The organism is Izhakiella australiensis (genome assembly GCF_002006995.1).
GTDB classification, from domain to species: Bacteria; Pseudomonadota; Gammaproteobacteria; order Enterobacterales; family Enterobacteriaceae; genus Izhakiella; species Izhakiella australiensis.
Genome location: NZ_MRUL01000001.1, coordinates 133,777 through 148,343 on the forward strand (window position 1 = coordinate 133,777; position 14,567 = coordinate 148,343).

Below are 14,567 nucleotides of genomic sequence, written 5' to 3' on the forward strand. Positions count from 1 at the left end.
GCTCCTTATGCGTGCAGCAGCAGCTGCATATCCTGCGCGACGTTGGTTACCTGACGCAGACCAAATTTTTCGTTAAGCACGGCCAGCAGGTCCGGGGTTAAAAAGCCCGGCGCGGTGGGACCGGTAACGATATTGGTCACGCCCAGCGATAGCAGCGTCAGCAGAATAACGATGGCTTTTTGCTCAAACCAGGAAAGCACCAGCGACAGCGGGAGATCGTTGACGCCACAGCCCAATTTTTCAGCCAGGGTGACGGCGAGAATTATCGCGGAATAAGCATCATTACACTGGCCGGCATCCACCAGCCTTGGCAGGCCTTCAATATTGCCGAAGTCGAGCTTGTTAAAGCGGTATTTACCACAGGCCAGCGTCAGGATCAGGCAGTCATTCGGTACGCTGGTGGCGAAGTCGGTGAAGTAGTTACGCTCGCCGCGCGCGCCGTCGCAGCCGCCGATAAGAAAGATGTGGCGCAGCTTCTCGCGGCTGACCAGATCAATCAGGGTATCAGCGGCGCCCAGCAGCGTCTGGCGGCCAAAACCGACGGTAATTAAATGTTCAATTTCGCTGTACGGGAAGCCAGCCAGCTGCTGCGCCTGATCGATCACCGGCGTGAAATCATCGCCTTCAAGATGGCTGACGCCGGGCCAGCCGACGATGCTACGAGTCCAGATACGCTTGTCATATTCGCCAACCGTCGGATCGATAATGCAGTTAGACGTCATGACGATTGGGCCCGGGAAGCGGGCGAATTCAACCTGCTGGTTTTGCCAGCCGCTGCCGTAATTGCCGACCAGGTGTTTAAATTTGCGCAGCTCAGGATAACCGTGCGCCGGTAGCATTTCGCCATGGGTAAAGACGTTGACGCCGGTGCCTTCAGTTTGCTTTAACAGATTAAACAGATCTTTCAGATCGTGGCCTGAAATCAGAATGCATTTACCGGCGACAGCCTTCACGTTGACCTGAGTGGGGGTCGGATGCCCGTATGCGTTGGTTTCGCCCGCGTCCAGAATGCTCATCACGCTGAAGTTCATCTGGCCGATTTCCATCGCGCATTCCAGTAAGGCATTCATGTCTGACGGCCAGCTGCCGAGCCAGGCCATAATCTTGTGGTAGCGGGCGTAAATATCATCGTCGTACTGGCCCAGTACGTGCGCGTGCTCCATATAGGCCGCCGCCCCCTTCAGGCCGTACAGGCAGAGCAGGCGCAGGCCGAGTATATTTTCACCAATCGCCGCTTTATCCTTATTAGGCGTAAAGGCGGCGGCCTGGCGCTGTAGCTCGCCGAGGTCACTGCTGACCAGACGCAGATCTGCCATTGGGTTGCTCACTGCTGCGGTGGGATCTTTCATCAGGCACATCGCCTTCAGCGCTTCGCGCATTGCCACGGCTTCACGGGCATAGGCGATGATTCGCGGTGAATCAAAGTTTACGTTAGTCAGGGTTGAGAAAAAGGCGCGCGGGGCAAAGCTGTCAATCTCATGATTAATAAAGCCATACTCACGCGCTTTCACCGCCCAGGCGGACAGACCCTGCAAGGTTGCGATCAGCAGGTCCTGCAAATCAGAGGTTTCGGCGGTTTTCCCGCACATCCCCTGCGACCAGGCGCAGCCGTTGCCGGCCGGCGTTCTTATCGTTTGCTCACATTGCACACAAAACATGGTCATACCTTTAAAGTTGTATTTATTATGCATGTTTAAGGTTACGCTTTAGCCTGAGCCGCTCAAATACATTTTTAATACAACTTAAGGGTAAATTGATTTAGCGCAAATTCAGCTAACAGGAAGACCAACGAAGAGCAAAGCTTGTCCTATTGAATTAGCGGGTAAGGGCACCTCAGGCCGCGCTGCGTGCGCGCATCTTCAGATAATCTTCGCGCAGCATACCGTAAATCAGCGTATCCCAGCGCTGTCCATCACTCGCCTGAACGTTGGCGCGCCTGATGCCTTCATACACAAAGCCAAGCTTCTTGTAGGTGCGGATTGCCGCGCTGTTAAAGCTGTATACCGAAAGTTCAAGCCGCTGCATGTTGATATCGGCAAAGAAAAAATCCACCACTGGTTTTAGTAGCGGCCAGGCCATCCCTTTGCCGCGCCACGCCGGATTGATGACCACCCGGGCCAGCACCGCCATGCGCTGATTGCGGTGAAAATGCAGCTGCGCCGAGCCGACTAACTCGCCCTGAACGCGGCCGGCAAAGGTGATGTCCGGCGCGCCCTCGGGCGACATACTGTCCCCGTTGGTGAGCGAATGCAGGAACGCCTCGCTGAAAGGAAAAGCCAGTTCGGGACCGCCAAATTGCAGCGCCTCATCCGCGTGGGTAAACCAGCGGTTGAACGCTGGCAGGTCAGTTTCGCTAAAAAGGTCAACGTCCATAGCAGTGTCTTCGGATCTAAAACCGTTGAGTGTCAGCGGATATGGATAACTTCGCCACAGAAAAATCCGCAGCGGGGCAGATTTCAGACTATTACCAGGCCCGTCGGCGCTGAAATCGCCAGCTTAGCCGCAGGGTATGCCGCGATGATGCGGGTTTGCTAAACAAAGCGGAAGTTAAATAATTTACTGAGGCGGATGAATAATTTTTGTCAGAGCCTGGCTGCTTTGCTGTGGAGGCGCAGTGCATCATGCCATTGCCAATCGCAAACGCTGATTACTGCCTTTTTTTCACTAACTCATGCAATATTGGTGGGATAGTTAAGATAATCCCGTCGCGTTAGCCTGTTAAGACACCCTAACAAAAGGCATTATGCAATGGCGACGACAAACTGGTTTATAACCGGAACCTCCACCGGCCTCGGCCGCCTGATGGTCGAACAATTACTGGCACGCGGCGACCGCGTAGCCGCAACGCTGCGTAACCCCGCGCAGCTTGATGATTTGCGCAGTCAGTATGGCGATCGGCTGTGGGTTGCGGCGCTGGACGTCACTGATCATCAGGCCATCCGGCGCGTTATCGCTGACGCGCATCAGGCGCTGGGACGACTGGACGTGGTGGTCAGCAACGCGGGGTTTGGCGTGCTGGGCGCCGCCGAAGAGGCGAGCGATGAGCAGATTGATCAGATTATCGCCACCAATCTCACCGGCTCTATCCAACTGATACGCGCCGCGCTGCCGCTGCTGCGCGGCCAGGGCGGCGGCCATATTATTCAGGTCTCCTCCGAAGGCGGCCAGATGAGCTATCCCGGCTTCAGCCTCTACCATGCCACTAAGTGGGGCATTGAGGGCTTCGTCGATTCGGTCGCCCAGGAAGTTGCCCCGTTTAATATTCGCTTTACCCTGGCTGAACCGGGACCAACCGCCACGCAGTTTGGCGCCAGCCTGGTGATGCCGCAGCCGATGGCCGAGTATGTCACCACGCCCGCAGGCATCATCCGTGATGCCATAAACGCGGGGAAAATCGCGATTCGCGGCGATGCGCAGAAGGTCGCCAGCGCGATGATAAGCGCTGCCGATAGCCCTAATCCACCGCTGCGGCTTGCGCTGGGTGAGACGGCGTTTACGTCGGTGAGCAATGGGCTCAGCGCCCGCCTGGCAATGGTGCAGGCGGGGCGTGAAATCAGCCTGTCCACCGACATTGATTAACGCCTCGGTGGCCGGGCAATCTGCGGCGGGTTAGCGTGTCAGCACCACTTTGCCCAGCATGTCGCCTTTCTCGACCAGAGCATGGGCTTTTTTCAGGGTTTCGAGGTTAATCCCCTGCAACTTTTCCGTCAGGGTTGGCCGGATGCGCCCCTGATCGACCAGCAGCGCCAGCTTGTTCAGTAGCTGGTGCTGCTTCACCTGTGAATCGGTCTGGAAAATAGAGCGGGTAAACATCAGCTCCCAGTGAACCGACAGCGATTTCAACTTAAATGGCGCAATATCCAGGGTTTTCGGATCGTCAATCAGCGCAAATTGCCCTTCCGGACGCAGGATATCAACGATTTGCGTCAGGTAAGCCTGGCTGTTATTCAGCCCGACAACGTGCGTTACCTCGTTAATGCCGAGCGCTTCCAGCTGCGGGCGCAGCGGTTCGGCGTGGCTAATGACGTGATGGGCGCCGCGCTCGCGCACCCACTGCTGCGAGGCCGGACGTGAGGCGGTGCCGATAACGGTCAGCCCGGTAAGCTCGCGCGCCAGCTGCAGCAGCACCGAGCCAACGCCACCGGCGGCGCCTAATATCAGCAGGACGCCAGCTTCTACCGGATCGCAGTGCTGAACCTGCAGGCGGTCAAACAGCAGCTCCCAGGCGGTAATGGCAGTCAGGGGCAGCGAAGCGGCCTCGGCAAAATCCAGCGTTTGTGGCATGGCGCCGACCAGCCGCTCATCCACCAGCTGCTGTGGACTGTAGCTGCCGTGACGGCGCATGGCGCCGGCATACCAGACGCGATCGCCTGGCTTAAAGCGGCTGACCTTGCTGCCGGTGGCTAAAACAATGCCCGCCGCATCCCAGCCGGGAATGCGATACTCGCCGGCGGCGGGCTGCGAATTGGCGCGCACTTTTACATCCACCGGATTGATCGCAATAGCTTTAACATCAATTAGCAGGTCGTGTTCGCCCGGCTGCTGGTCCGGCATGTCGATCTCCACCAGTGAATCAGCGTGATCCAGCGGCAGAGCCTGATAAAAACCATATGTCTTCATGTGAATATCTCGCAGATTAAACAGTACCGTCCTACTTTGCCCTGTTCAGCAGGGAAGAAAAACGCGCTACACTCACTAACACTTTCGTCAAAATCGCGAAAATCATGCGCCTTGAAGATCTGCAGCTTTTTGTTCAGGCTGCCGACGCGGGAAACTTCTCTCGCGTCGCGCGTCAGCTCAATATCACCCCGGCCTTCGTCAGCGGCGCGATTCTGCGGCTGGAGAAATCCCTTGGGGTACGGCTGTTTATCCGCAATACCCGCAATCAACGCTTGTCCGATGAAGGCGCCCGCTATTTACCCCATGCCCGGCTGATGATTACCGCGATGCAGCAAGGCGAGCAGTCGCTGCGCGCCGCAGAAAGCAGCCTGCGCGGCACGCTGCGCCTTTCCGCTCCCTCTGATTTTGGTCGTAATTTGCTGTTGCCCTGGCTGGATGAGTTCCTGGCGCAGCACCCGCAGCTGACCGTACAGTTACGTATTAGCGATCGCTCGGTCGACCTGGTCAGCGAGCCGCTGGACGTGGCGATTCGCTATGGTCAGCTCAGCGATTCGTCGCTGGTGGCCTGGGCGCTGGCGCCGGAGATCCGGCGTACGCTTTGTGCGGCGCCCGACTGGCTGCTTCGCCATACGCCGCCGCGCAATCCCGAAGATCTGATGGAACATAACTGCCTGGGCTACGTCTGGCGTGAACAGGCCTATCAGCGCTGGCGGTTTTTGCTGCCTGACGGAGAAAAAGTGGTCAGCGTACGCGGCGATCGCTTCAGCGATGATGCCGACGTGGTGCGGCGCTGGGCGCTGTCCGGTCAGGGGCTGGTCTATAAGTCGCGTCTCGACCTGCTGCCGGATATTATGGCGGGACGGCTGGTTGAGCTGTTCCCGCCGGAATGGGGCGAACCCGCACCGCTGCAGCTGGTGGCGGCGCACCGCGCTCAGCTTACGCCGGCGGTACAACAGCTGAAAAACTGGTTGCAGCAGCAATGCGCGCAGCTGCTGCATAGTGAAAATCAAGGCATGGATTAACAGGATTTAGCCAATGCAAAAATCGGATATAGCAAGGTTACTGTTTCTGGCGGCGCTCTGGGGTGCCAGCTTTATGTTTATGCGCATTGCCTCCCCTGCTTTCGGGGCGATAAATACCGCTTTTTTACGGGTATTTTTTGGCTTTTGCGGCCTTGCGACCATTCTGCTGGTCATGAGGGGCAGCTTTCGCTTTGACGGCAAAATGAAGCAGGTGCTGCTGCTGGGTGTAATTAACTCCGGCATCCCTTTTTTGATGTACTGCATTGCCGCTCAGCTGCTACCTGCGGGCTATTCAGCCATTTTAAACGCCACCACGCCGATGATGGGCGTTATGATCGGCGCGCTATTTTTTGCCGAAGCGCTGACCCTGAAAAAAAGCGCCGGGGTTGTCACCGGCTTGCTTGGCATCATTCTGATTACTACGACCGGCAATGCCAGTGAAGCCCACATACTGCTGCCTGGCATCGTCTGCTGTTTGATCGCGACGGCCTGCTACGGCGTGGCGGGATTTCTCACCCGACGCTGGATTAATCAGCGCGGCGGGCTGGATGCGCGCACCCTGGCGATGGGAAGCCAGCTTGGCGCCACGCTGTTTTTGCTGCCGTTTTTTATCGGCTCGCTCACCACGGGTCCGCAGGTGCAGTGGGGGCAAAGCGAGGCCTGGCTGAGCGTACTGGCCGTCGGCTTTTTATGTACTGCGGCGGCCTATATATTCTATTTCCACCTGGTTGCCAGCATTGGGCCACTTCGCTCGCTGACGGTTACCTTCCTGATCCCGCCGTTTGGCGTGCTCTGGGGATGGCTGTTTCTCGATGAAGCCTTGCCTGGCAGCTTTTTTATCGGCGCCGCCGTTATCTGCCTTGCAGTCTGGCTGGTCATTACGCCTTCGCGGGCCGAGCGGGCTAACCAGCCGCAGGTGAAATAAAACCGGGCTGGCGACGGCGCGCGGCTATCGCCGGGCGGTTATTGTGACCCGACGCGATTATTCAGCAAAATAGAGAAATTAAGCGCGCAGGCCAGCGACAGCCAGAGCAGATAAGGCAGCAGCAGCAGGGCGGTGAGGGCATCCAGTCGCAGCGCCAGCCATACCATCGCCGCCACCGTCAGCCAGAGCAGGGCGAGGACCACCATGCCGGTCAGAATGCGATGAGCGCCGAAAAAGACCGGGCTCCACAAGGTATTGAGCGCAATTTGCAGCGCCCATAGCGCCAGCAAGGTTTCGCTGCCGGGCAGCTGCGTCAGCCGGTAGCCCGCCCAGGCAAGCAGCAGATAAATCAGCGACCAGCTTAGCGGAAACGCCCAGTCGGGCGGGGTAAAACTGGGTTTTTTTAACGTGGTGTACCAGTAGCCGGGTTTGAAAATCATCCCGGTAGAACCCGCCGCGGCGCAGGCCAGCAGGAACAGAAAAAAGGTCATCGTCGATCCTTACGCGTTTAATCATATCTGCAATAAGCGTAGTCGGTTTGTAATGGCAGCGTTGGAATGGCTGCTTTTGGGCGGGGAGCCGACGTTTGCACCTCACTAACGAACTTAAATATAAAATCTTTCCAGTTTCGCAGTGGCTATGATGGAATGTATTGATATGATATCTATGCAAAATGAATTAATTTAATTAGTTATGGAGCCTTGCAAATCATGGCTATTGTGTTTATTCCTGCCCTTGTTGCGCTGCTTGAAGCCAAAGAGAAGGACTTCGGACGAGAATTGACCCGAGAGGATGTTGAGTCGATACGAGATAATGCTACTGCTATTGAGTTACCAGCAGAGATTGCCAGAGACATGAACAAAAGCCGAGGCTACCCCGATATTGATGCAGAAAATGTTTGGGATGAGTGGTCACTACATAAAAAACTATGAATTCTAAAAGCATTGATGTGCTGCGAACAGAACTTCTCTAAATCGGTAAACTATTCGATAAAGGAATATTATGATTTTCGGTGATCCCTATCGCTTTGCAATCTGGATTGAACATGTTCCGCAGTGGGGCGATTCTATAAAGAATGGTTTCTTTTATTTCTTTTTGAACGGGAGTATGTACCCTGGTGACATCCGCACATCGACCTTATTCGTTGATTATGATGATGTTATTGATCCTGAAAATGCTCTTGTAGCTATGCCATGCGATGATGAAATATTTAATGCATCAACAGATAAAGCTTTTGAATCTCTGTATAAAATGGCTTACCCACAACCCACGCCAGAGAATGAATATCCTGAAGGAATTTGCAAGTTCAATGCTTCACCCACGATAATTTTAGAATCCGGAGCATGTTTTTTTGCCGTTTCGAACAAAGACTTCGTTAGAATTTTAGGTGGTAAGGTATCTGAATTAGTTGATTGTGGCGATAGGCGCGATTGGCATGACATAGAACACCTTGTTATAGAAGATATAACTATAGAGAAAATTGAAGTTAATAAAATAATTTCAAGCTTCAGAGAGCACACAGCTTCTTTATTACAGTTAGATCGCTAATGACGTTCAAGGGGCAGGAGTTTTGCATTTAAAATACTTATATATTCATCTGAGAAAATAACATCAAGGGCGCTTGTAACGGACCCTGTAAATGATTCTGTGTATCCGCCATCGTATTAAAGGTGATCGCTCAGACGCTCACCGAACTCGATAATAAAACGACTCATCTCCTGCCGCTCAACAGACATCAGCACTTATCTTTAACACGCCTGGCGCGACCTGATAGCAGCGACAGGCTAAAAATTAGCTTTGCCCGCTATCAGATCGCGCAGCACTGCATTCTGTTATAGCCCACACCCGCTAGCCATCGCCGGTCAGCACGCTGGCGCTGGCCGGATCGAATAGCGAAATGCTCTCTACCTGATCCAGCATAATCACCTTGCGAAAGGACATCGCGGAGCGCGGCTCGGAAGTAAACGAAATTTGATGGCGGCGATACCAGCGGGCGTAGTTGTGCTCAACGTTAAAATTGAGCTTTTCGCTGTCGCGGTAGCCGCTAAGCATCGGTACCAGCACCAGGTTGGCCGTTGCCGGATTAGCAAACGAGGCCGTCTGGATCATGCCAATATAGATGCGGCGTGATTTTAGGGTGACCCAGGCAAGCTCTCCCTGTTCCATACATTGCAGTAAAATACCCTCGACGTCGTTGGCGCGCGACACGGCTTTATACAGCCGGTGACGCCCGCTGGTATCCAGCCTGGAGCCGGGGGCGAGGTTGGAATAATAAAAGCAGAAGGCAATGGCGAATCCCTGCATCAGCAGCACCGGTCCTTGCAGGCCAAGAAAGCTCCAGGTCATCAGGTCGGCATGCCATTCCGCGTGTTTTGAGATATGCAGGGCGGGGATTTGATTGTTTGTCGCCGAGGCCAGCAGCAGCAAAAGCCACAGCAAGCCGGTAGCGACAATGCCCTGCATCACAAACAGGCAGCCATAGAGCGCTACCAGAAAGTAAAGATCCCAGCCGCTGGTGCGGCGAATGCGGATGCGCGATGACAGGTCGCTGTTGGTATACCAGTAGCCGCAAACCATCAGCACCATAAATATCGCCGTTCCCATCAGTAGGCTTCCAGCTGGTCGACGTGCTTAAGAAAATCTGCTTCGACGTCCGGGCAGGCAATATTGACCGAGGCGTTGCCATCTTCATCGATCATCAGCCGCTGTTCGGCCTCTACTGACGCTTCGCGCTCCTGCTGGTTGCTGACGTTAAACAGGTCCTGCGGGCTGGAGAAAAGATGTCGAAACATAGCGCTACCTTTATTGCTGATGAGCTGTAAGGGTAGCAACAATGCGCATCAGCGAAAGGAAGTTGACCGTTTTTTATCTGTTCAGGGCCTGGCGTGCTGATGTGGTGACCCGGCGAGGTTTATCCTCGCGTAGTGCCTGCCTGGCGTTTCAGCTGGCTGATATCGCGCGCCGGCGGGTTGCCGAACATACGCGAATATTCGCGGCTGAACTGCGACGGGCTTTCATAGCCAACCTGCCATGCGCTGGCGGCGACGTCATGCTGGCCGGACAGCATTAAATGGCGGGCTTCAATCAGCCGCAGCGTCTTCTGATATTGCAGCGGGCTCAGGGCGGTCACCGTTTTGAAGTGAGCATGGAAGGTCGATACGCTCATTCCGGCCAGCTGTGCGAGCTCTTCAACCGGCAGGTTTTCGCAATAGCTGGCGCGGATTTTGTGTATCACTCGCGCAATACGATTCAGCGGGCTGCCGCTTTGCGCCAGTTCTGCAACGCGCTCGCCGCCCGGCGCGCAGAGTACGCGGTACAACACTTCTCTCAGCGTTTGTTCCGCCAGTACCGCGATGTCCTGCGGCGTTTCCAGCAGGCTGAGCAGGCGCAACAGCCCTTCGCCCATGGCGACCGTCTGGTCGCCGACAAAAACCCCGCGTTGACTTTTGCCGCTGCCGTTTAGCAGATGAGGCGCCTGCGCCAGCAGGGAAGAGAATAGCGTTGGCTGAATAGCCATGCTGATAAGCAGATAGGGCGCATCCGGCGTGGCATGGGTTATCTGATTTAGCATCGGCAGATCAACCGAAACGGCCAGGTGCTGTCCCGCCTGATAACCATAGATCGCATTGCCCAGCATTACCTGTTTGCTTCCCTGGACGATGAAACACAGGCAAGGTTGATAAACGCTGGGCAGGGGCGCGGCCACGCTGTTGGCTCTGAACAGGGTCAGTCCGTTAATCGCGGTGGCGTTTTCGCCTTCATCCGGCGCATAGCGCTGGCAAAGTGTGATTAACGGCTGCCTGAGCATAAGCTTTTCCCGCTAAGTTGATGAGGATGGTAAGTCATAGTTTTGGGCAAATAAGTAAACACCACTTTCACTGATAAAGCTATCCTGTCACGGGATCTTATTCAGTGGTCAGAGAATCAGGCAGAAAACTCCCCGAACCAGGCATTCATTCGCCGCTGGCGGCGCGTTAGGCTTTATCTCATCACGCGCGGCGTTGGCCTGCGCGCTTAGCCAACGGGAGACAAGATTATGAGCAAAGTTGTTATTATCACCGGTGCCAGCCGCGGGCTGGGTAAAAGCATGGCGCTGAACCTGGCGGATAAAGGCCGCGATATCATCGTCACCTATCACAGCCAGCAACAGCAGGCGCTGGATGTGGTGCGGGAAATTGAGCAAAAGGGGCGTAAGGCGGCGGCGTTAAAGTTAGATATTCATCAGGCGGCAAGCTTTGATGCTTTTATCGCCGAGGTTACTGGCACCCTGAAGACGGTTTTTGGGCGCAGTGATTTCGATTATCTGATTAATAACGCCGGAAGCGGGCTGTTTGCTAGCTTTATGGAAACCAGCGAGTCGCAGTTTATGCAAATGATGAATGAGCATATTAAAGCGCCGTTTTTTCTCTCCCAGAAACTGCTGCCGCTAATGGTTGACGGCGGACGGGTGCTGAACGTTTCGTCGGGCCTGACGCGCATTACCTATCCGGGCTTTTCGGCCTATTCAATTATGAAGACCGCCGTTGAAGCCCTGACGCTGTACATGGCGCGCGAGCTGGGGGCGCGCGGCATTACGGTGAATACCGTGGCGCCGGGCGCGATTGAAACCGACTTCGGTGGTGGCGTGGTGCGCGATACGCCGGAACTTAACGCCGAGTTTGCCGGCATGACGGCGCTGGGCCGCGTTGGGCTGGCGCAGGACATCGGCGGCGCAGTGGCGGCTATTCTCGATGACCAGGCGGGCTGGGTTAACGCCCAGCGCATTGAGGTCTCAGGCGGTCAGACCATTTAAGCGTGTCACGCGTTGGCCCGCTTAAGCCGGTGGGTTGCTATCATCATCGACTATTTCCGCCGCCAGCAGGGCGTTGATTTCCTCTGGCGGCTGGGCGCGATGGAACAGATAGCCCTGTAAGCGATCGCAGCCGGCGGCGACCAGCGCCTGATACTGCTCGCGGGTTTCCACGCCCTCGGCAGTGATGCTGAGATGCATCGCGTGGCCGAGATCGACCACCGCCCGCACGATAGCGGTGGCATTGTCCACCAGCCCCAGTGGCTGGATAAAAGCGCGATCGATTTTGATGGTATTCACCGGAAAACGACTCAGGTAGCTAAGGCTGGAATAGCCTGTGCCAAAATCATCCAGCGCCAGATGAAAGCCGCGCTCGCGCAGCGAGCATACCAGCGCGTTAGCTTCGTGTTCGTCGTCAATCAGTATGCCTTCGGTGATTTCCAGTTCTATCTGCTGCGGCGCAATACCCGCGTTGGCCACCAGTTGCATCAGCTGTTCAATAAAATTACGCGATCGCAGCTGCAACGGCGACACGTTCACCGCCACGATCAGCTGCGGCCAGCGCTTCGCCATGGTAAATGCCTGCTTCAGGATCCACTCACCGAGAGGAATAATCAGACCGGTTTCTTCAGCCAGCGGAATAAAGGTCGCGGGTGAAATCATGCCCTGCTGCGGGTGTTGCCAGCGCACCAGCGCCTCCAGGCCGACTATTTTTTCGCTATGGGTACAGATAATCGGCTGATACCACAGCATTAACCCCTGGTTATGCTCCAGCGCTTCGCGCAGCTCGCTTGCCAGCAGCTGACGGTTTTTGACCTCGCTATCCATGCTGGCTTCATACAGGCAAAACTGACCGCGCCCGCGAGATTTCGCCGCATAGAGCGCAATATCAGCCTTGCGCATTAGCTCGCGCCGGTTAAGACCGTGTTCCGGGGCCAGTACCATGCCGATACTGACGCCAGTATGCAGCTGGATATTCTGGATCAGCAGCGTGGTAGTGAGATCGTCGATTACCTGATGGCAAAATGCCTCAGCGCGATGGCGGTCGGCAATATTGCTCAGCAGGATAACGAACTCATCGCCGCCCAGCCGGCCGACGATTGCCGTCTCCGGCAGCAGGGCGGTTAAACGCTGTGAGACGGCGACGATCAGCGCATCGCCAATCGGGTGGCCCCAGGTATCGTTAATCATTTTGAAGCGGTCGAGATCGAGCAGCAGCAGCGCCATCGCCTCGCCGCTCGGCGGCAGCGCCGCCAGCAGCTCGCTCAGTCGGGTATTAATCAGCGTGCGGTTTGGCAGGCCGGAAAGCATATCGTGGGAGGCCAGATGCTGAGCGCGGGATTCGCTTTCCCGCAGCTGATGCAGCGAGTAGGCCAGTGAATGGGAGGCGCGCGCCAGCCGCCGCATCATTAACAGACATAGCAAGACGATGATCACCAGCACTACGGTGACGAAGGGCAGCATCACCAGCTGGATCTCTCTGCCGGGCCGCATCGGCGCCCAGCTAAGATAGCTGACCGGGGTCTTTAAGGTCGAATCGAGCCGAAAGCCGCTGCCTGCGCCTTCTTTATCCGGGTCATTGAAGTGAAAGTCCTGCAGTACGCCGCGAATTTCCAGTGCCGAAAAGAAGCTGTCTTGCAGATAGCGGATCCGCAGCAGGCGGTATGTCTCGCCGCCGTCCGCGGCTTTGATATCGCCCAGCGACAGTTCAGCCACCTGATTGTGCAGACGAATAATGTCAGACAGTACCGCAGAGGGATGGCGCTGAAAATAGCTCAGCCAGGGTTGTAGCGTACTGGCGTTGCGCGCCCAGTCAGCAGGGGTTGCCGGTTGCCCTTTACGCCAGCCCGCTAAGCGCTGGTTACTGGCGTCGAGCAGCCAGACCTCATCTGCGCCCTGCATGCGCCACAGCGTTTCTCCCAGATAGCTATTGCGCCACTTATCATCGGCAGGGGTGTTGCCCAGATGCTGGCGCAGGTCGTCCCACTGCGACAGCGACTCATGGTGCTGGCGCCAGTTGCTGATATCGAGCGTCAGCAGATTTTTAACCACCTGCTGCTGCTTCTCCAGCGCCTTTCTGTCGGCAATGGTAGCAATCTCTGTCAGCACCAGCGCTGCGCCAATCATCACAATCAGCAGCACCGCTATCACCGGGAGCAGGACATTTCGCTGAAAGTCGCGACGCAGGCCGTCGGATTCAGTCATTTCTTTGGGCATTCGCTCAGCTACCAGCCGGTTAGCAATGGTGATCCATTTTGCATTAAGAATGGCGCGTTCGGTAGCGACATTTTATTGCATTACGTCAGGCTTCGTGTCCAAATGGATACTGCGCCGCCAGAACTCGATCGATCACCGCCAGCACGCCTTCCTGATTATTGTTGCCAGCCTGATAGCGCGCAATTTTTTTGATCTGCGGCTGCGCATTCTCCATGGCGAAGCTGAACCCGGCCTGAGCCAGCATTTCCGCGTCGTTGCCGCTATCGCCAATCGCCAGCACCTGATTATCCTCAATGCCGAAGTGTTGCTGTAACAGGGACAGCCCGTGCGCTTTATGCACGCCGGGAATAATCAGATCAACAAAGCCAAAGCCGCTGGAAACCGGCCTGGCGATGCCATCCAGCGCATGACCAAAATGCTCAAGCAGCGCCGGTATATCCTGGTCCGGCAGGTTAAGCGAAAATTTGAACAGGGTGTCGTTAATGGCGTAGGGATCGCTGATTTTTTGCAGGCGGTGATAATGGCGCGACATCAGCTTAAGCAAGTCGCTGCTGACATTTTCATTAACCCAGGCGCTCTGCTTGCCGCAGATAACCGGGGTGATGGCCGGCAGCGCGTCCAGTTCGTGCAGGATGGCCGTGACGTTTTCGCGACTGAAAGCGCCGCAGAATAGCTCGACGCCTTCGCCGATTACCCAGGCGCCGTTTTCCGCCACAAAGCTGATTTCATCAGCCAGTTCGGGGAAAAAGCTCAGTAGCTGGTAATACTGGTTACCGCTGGCAACCGCAAAGTAGATGCCGCGCGCTTTCAGCTCCCGGTACTGGTGGGCGAAACGCTCGCGGTTGTACTGTTTCGCATCATCGAGGAAAGTACCGTCCATATCGACAGCGATCATTTTTATCATGCTGGAGTTCCTTAAAAGAATATTGCCCGCTATTTTGCCTCGCCCGGCCGCCAGAAAATAGCGAACAGATGCGTGCCAGCGTTCCTCTTT

Annotated in this window: 15 protein-coding genes; 6 read left to right on the top strand and 9 right to left on the bottom strand. The window is 55.7% G+C overall.

What is annotated here, in order from left to right; all coding sequences use genetic code 11:
- Window positions 1–5 precede the first annotated feature (5 nt).
- Together hcp and BTJ39_RS00590 are read right to left on the bottom strand one after the other, a co-directional pair.
- Window positions 6–1,658 carry a hydroxylamine reductase gene (hcp, locus tag BTJ39_RS00585; protein WP_078001230.1) on the bottom strand — a complete coding sequence of 551 codons (1,653 nt, stop codon included), beginning with the start codon at window positions 1,656–1,658 and terminating at the stop codon, window positions 6–8.
- Between the two features lie 175 nt (window positions 1,659–1,833).
- Entirely contained in the window at window positions 1,834–2,373 is a 540-nt protein-coding gene (locus tag BTJ39_RS00590; protein ID WP_078000722.1) for a GNAT family N-acetyltransferase, read from the bottom strand.
- Window positions 2,374–2,748: 375 nt separating this feature from the next.
- Here BTJ39_RS00590 and BTJ39_RS00595 point away from each other — a divergent pair, with 375 nt between their 5' ends.
- On the top strand, window positions 2,749–3,579 hold the full coding sequence (locus BTJ39_RS00595; RefSeq protein WP_078000723.1) for an SDR family oxidoreductase: 831 nt from the start codon (window positions 2,749–2,751) through the stop codon (window positions 3,577–3,579).
- 30 nt (window positions 3,580–3,609) lie between these two features.
- Here BTJ39_RS00595 and BTJ39_RS00600 read toward each other — a convergent pair whose 3' ends face one another.
- On the bottom strand, window positions 3,610–4,620 hold the full coding sequence (locus BTJ39_RS00600; protein WP_078000724.1) for a zinc-binding alcohol dehydrogenase family protein: 1,011 nt from the start codon (window positions 4,618–4,620) through the stop codon (window positions 3,610–3,612).
- Between the two features lie 104 nt (window positions 4,621–4,724).
- Here BTJ39_RS00600 and BTJ39_RS00605 point away from each other — a divergent pair, with 104 nt between their 5' ends.
- The gene (locus tag BTJ39_RS00605) at window positions 4,725–5,642 is read left to right on the top strand and encodes a LysR family transcriptional regulator (protein WP_198412924.1); all 918 of its coding nucleotides are present in this window, start codon (window positions 4,725–4,727) and stop codon (window positions 5,640–5,642) included.
- Window positions 5,643–5,655: 13 nt separating this feature from the next.
- Window positions 5,656–6,567 carry a DMT family transporter gene (locus tag BTJ39_RS00610; RefSeq protein ID WP_078000726.1) on the top strand — a complete coding sequence of 304 codons (912 nt, stop codon included), beginning with the start codon at window positions 5,656–5,658 and terminating at the stop codon, window positions 6,565–6,567.
- 38 nt (window positions 6,568–6,605) lie between these two features.
- Here the strand turns inward: BTJ39_RS00610 and tspO are convergent, their stop codons facing one another.
- Entirely contained in the window at window positions 6,606–7,058 is a 453-nt protein-coding gene (tspO, locus tag BTJ39_RS00615) for a tryptophan-rich sensory protein TspO (protein ID WP_078000727.1), read from the bottom strand.
- Window positions 7,059–7,277: 219 nt separating this feature from the next.
- Here tspO and BTJ39_RS00620 point away from each other — a divergent pair, with 219 nt between their 5' ends.
- On the top strand, window positions 7,278–7,499 hold the full coding sequence (locus BTJ39_RS00620; protein WP_078000728.1) for a hypothetical protein: 222 nt from the start codon (window positions 7,278–7,280) through the stop codon (window positions 7,497–7,499).
- 70 nt (window positions 7,500–7,569) lie between these two features.
- Window positions 7,570–8,115, top strand: a complete 546-nt coding sequence (locus tag BTJ39_RS00625; protein ID WP_078000729.1) for an immunity 42 family protein — start codon at window positions 7,570–7,572, stop codon at window positions 8,113–8,115.
- Between the two features lie 300 nt (window positions 8,116–8,415).
- Here the strand turns inward: BTJ39_RS00625 and BTJ39_RS00630 are convergent, their stop codons facing one another.
- The 3 genes from BTJ39_RS00630 to BTJ39_RS00640 all read right to left on the bottom strand — a co-directional run bounded on the left by BTJ39_RS00630 (window position 8,416) and on the right by BTJ39_RS00640 (window position 10,375).
- Window positions 8,416–9,171, bottom strand: coding sequence for a hypothetical protein (locus tag BTJ39_RS00630; RefSeq protein ID WP_078000730.1), 756 nt, complete (start codon window positions 9,169–9,171; stop codon window positions 8,416–8,418).
- A complete protein-coding gene (locus BTJ39_RS00635; RefSeq protein WP_078000731.1) occupies window positions 9,171–9,359 on the bottom strand; it encodes a hypothetical protein in 189 nt (62 codons plus the stop codon). The genes BTJ39_RS00630 and BTJ39_RS00635 overlap by 1 nt, the downstream gene beginning before the upstream one ends.
- Window positions 9,360–9,478: 119 nt before the next feature.
- Window positions 9,479–10,375, bottom strand: a complete 897-nt coding sequence (locus BTJ39_RS00640; RefSeq protein ID WP_078000732.1) for an AraC family transcriptional regulator — start codon at window positions 10,373–10,375, stop codon at window positions 9,479–9,481.
- A gap of 225 nt (window positions 10,376–10,600) precedes the next feature.
- Between BTJ39_RS00640 and BTJ39_RS00645 the strand changes: the two genes are divergently transcribed.
- The gene (locus BTJ39_RS00645) at window positions 10,601–11,359 is read left to right on the top strand and encodes an SDR family NAD(P)-dependent oxidoreductase (protein WP_176110190.1); all 759 of its coding nucleotides are present in this window, start codon (window positions 10,601–10,603) and stop codon (window positions 11,357–11,359) included.
- Between the two features lie 21 nt (window positions 11,360–11,380).
- Here BTJ39_RS00645 and BTJ39_RS00650 read toward each other — a convergent pair whose 3' ends face one another.
- On the bottom strand, window positions 11,381–13,573 hold the full coding sequence (locus BTJ39_RS00650) for a putative bifunctional diguanylate cyclase/phosphodiesterase (RefSeq protein ID WP_078000734.1): 2,193 nt from the start codon (window positions 13,571–13,573) through the stop codon (window positions 11,381–11,383).
- Between the two features lie 85 nt (window positions 13,574–13,658).
- A complete protein-coding gene (locus BTJ39_RS00655) occupies window positions 13,659–14,477 on the bottom strand; it encodes a Cof-type HAD-IIB family hydrolase (protein ID WP_078000735.1) in 819 nt (272 codons plus the stop codon).
- Window positions 14,478–14,567: the final 90 nt, after the last annotated feature.

What these genes read in the sequence shown, in the direction of transcription:
- BTJ39_RS00635 (WP_078000731.1), bottom strand. Translation starts at nt 9,359, where the DNA reads ATGTTTCGACATCTTTTCTCCAGCCCGCAGGACCTGTTTAACGTCAGC.
- BTJ39_RS00640 (WP_078000732.1), bottom strand. Translation starts at nt 10,375, where the DNA reads ATGCTCAGGCAGCCGTTAATCACACTTTGCCAGCGCTATGCGCCGGAT.
- BTJ39_RS00605 (WP_198412924.1), top strand. Translation starts at nt 4,725, where the DNA reads ATGCGCCTTGAAGATCTGCAGCTTTTTGTTCAGGCTGCCGACGCGGGA.
- BTJ39_RS00590 (WP_078000722.1), bottom strand. Translation starts at nt 2,373, where the DNA reads ATGGACGTTGACCTTTTTAGCGAAACTGACCTGCCAGCGTTCAACCGC.
- BTJ39_RS00600 (WP_078000724.1), bottom strand. Translation starts at nt 4,620, where the DNA reads ATGAAGACATATGGTTTTTATCAGGCTCTGCCGCTGGATCACGCTGAT.
- hcp (WP_078001230.1), bottom strand. Translation starts at nt 1,658, where the DNA reads ATGTTTTGTGTGCAATGTGAGCAAACGATAAGAACGCCGGCCGGCAAC.
- BTJ39_RS00655 (WP_078000735.1), bottom strand. Translation starts at nt 14,477, where the DNA reads ATGATAAAAATGATCGCTGTCGATATGGACGGTACTTTCCTCGATGAT.
- BTJ39_RS00595 (WP_078000723.1), top strand. Translation starts at nt 2,749, where the DNA reads ATGGCGACGACAAACTGGTTTATAACCGGAACCTCCACCGGCCTCGGC.
- BTJ39_RS00650 (WP_078000734.1), bottom strand. Translation starts at nt 13,573, where the DNA reads ATGCCCAAAGAAATGACTGAATCCGACGGCCTGCGTCGCGACTTTCAG.
- BTJ39_RS00625 (WP_078000729.1), top strand. Translation starts at nt 7,570, where the DNA reads ATGATTTTCGGTGATCCCTATCGCTTTGCAATCTGGATTGAACATGTT.
- BTJ39_RS00610 (WP_078000726.1), top strand. Translation starts at nt 5,656, where the DNA reads ATGCAAAAATCGGATATAGCAAGGTTACTGTTTCTGGCGGCGCTCTGG.
- BTJ39_RS00620 (WP_078000728.1), top strand. Translation starts at nt 7,278, where the DNA reads ATGGCTATTGTGTTTATTCCTGCCCTTGTTGCGCTGCTTGAAGCCAAA.
- BTJ39_RS00630 (WP_078000730.1), bottom strand. Translation starts at nt 9,171, where the DNA reads ATGGGAACGGCGATATTTATGGTGCTGATGGTTTGCGGCTACTGGTAT.
- tspO (WP_078000727.1), bottom strand. Translation starts at nt 7,058, where the DNA reads ATGACCTTTTTTCTGTTCCTGCTGGCCTGCGCCGCGGCGGGTTCTACC.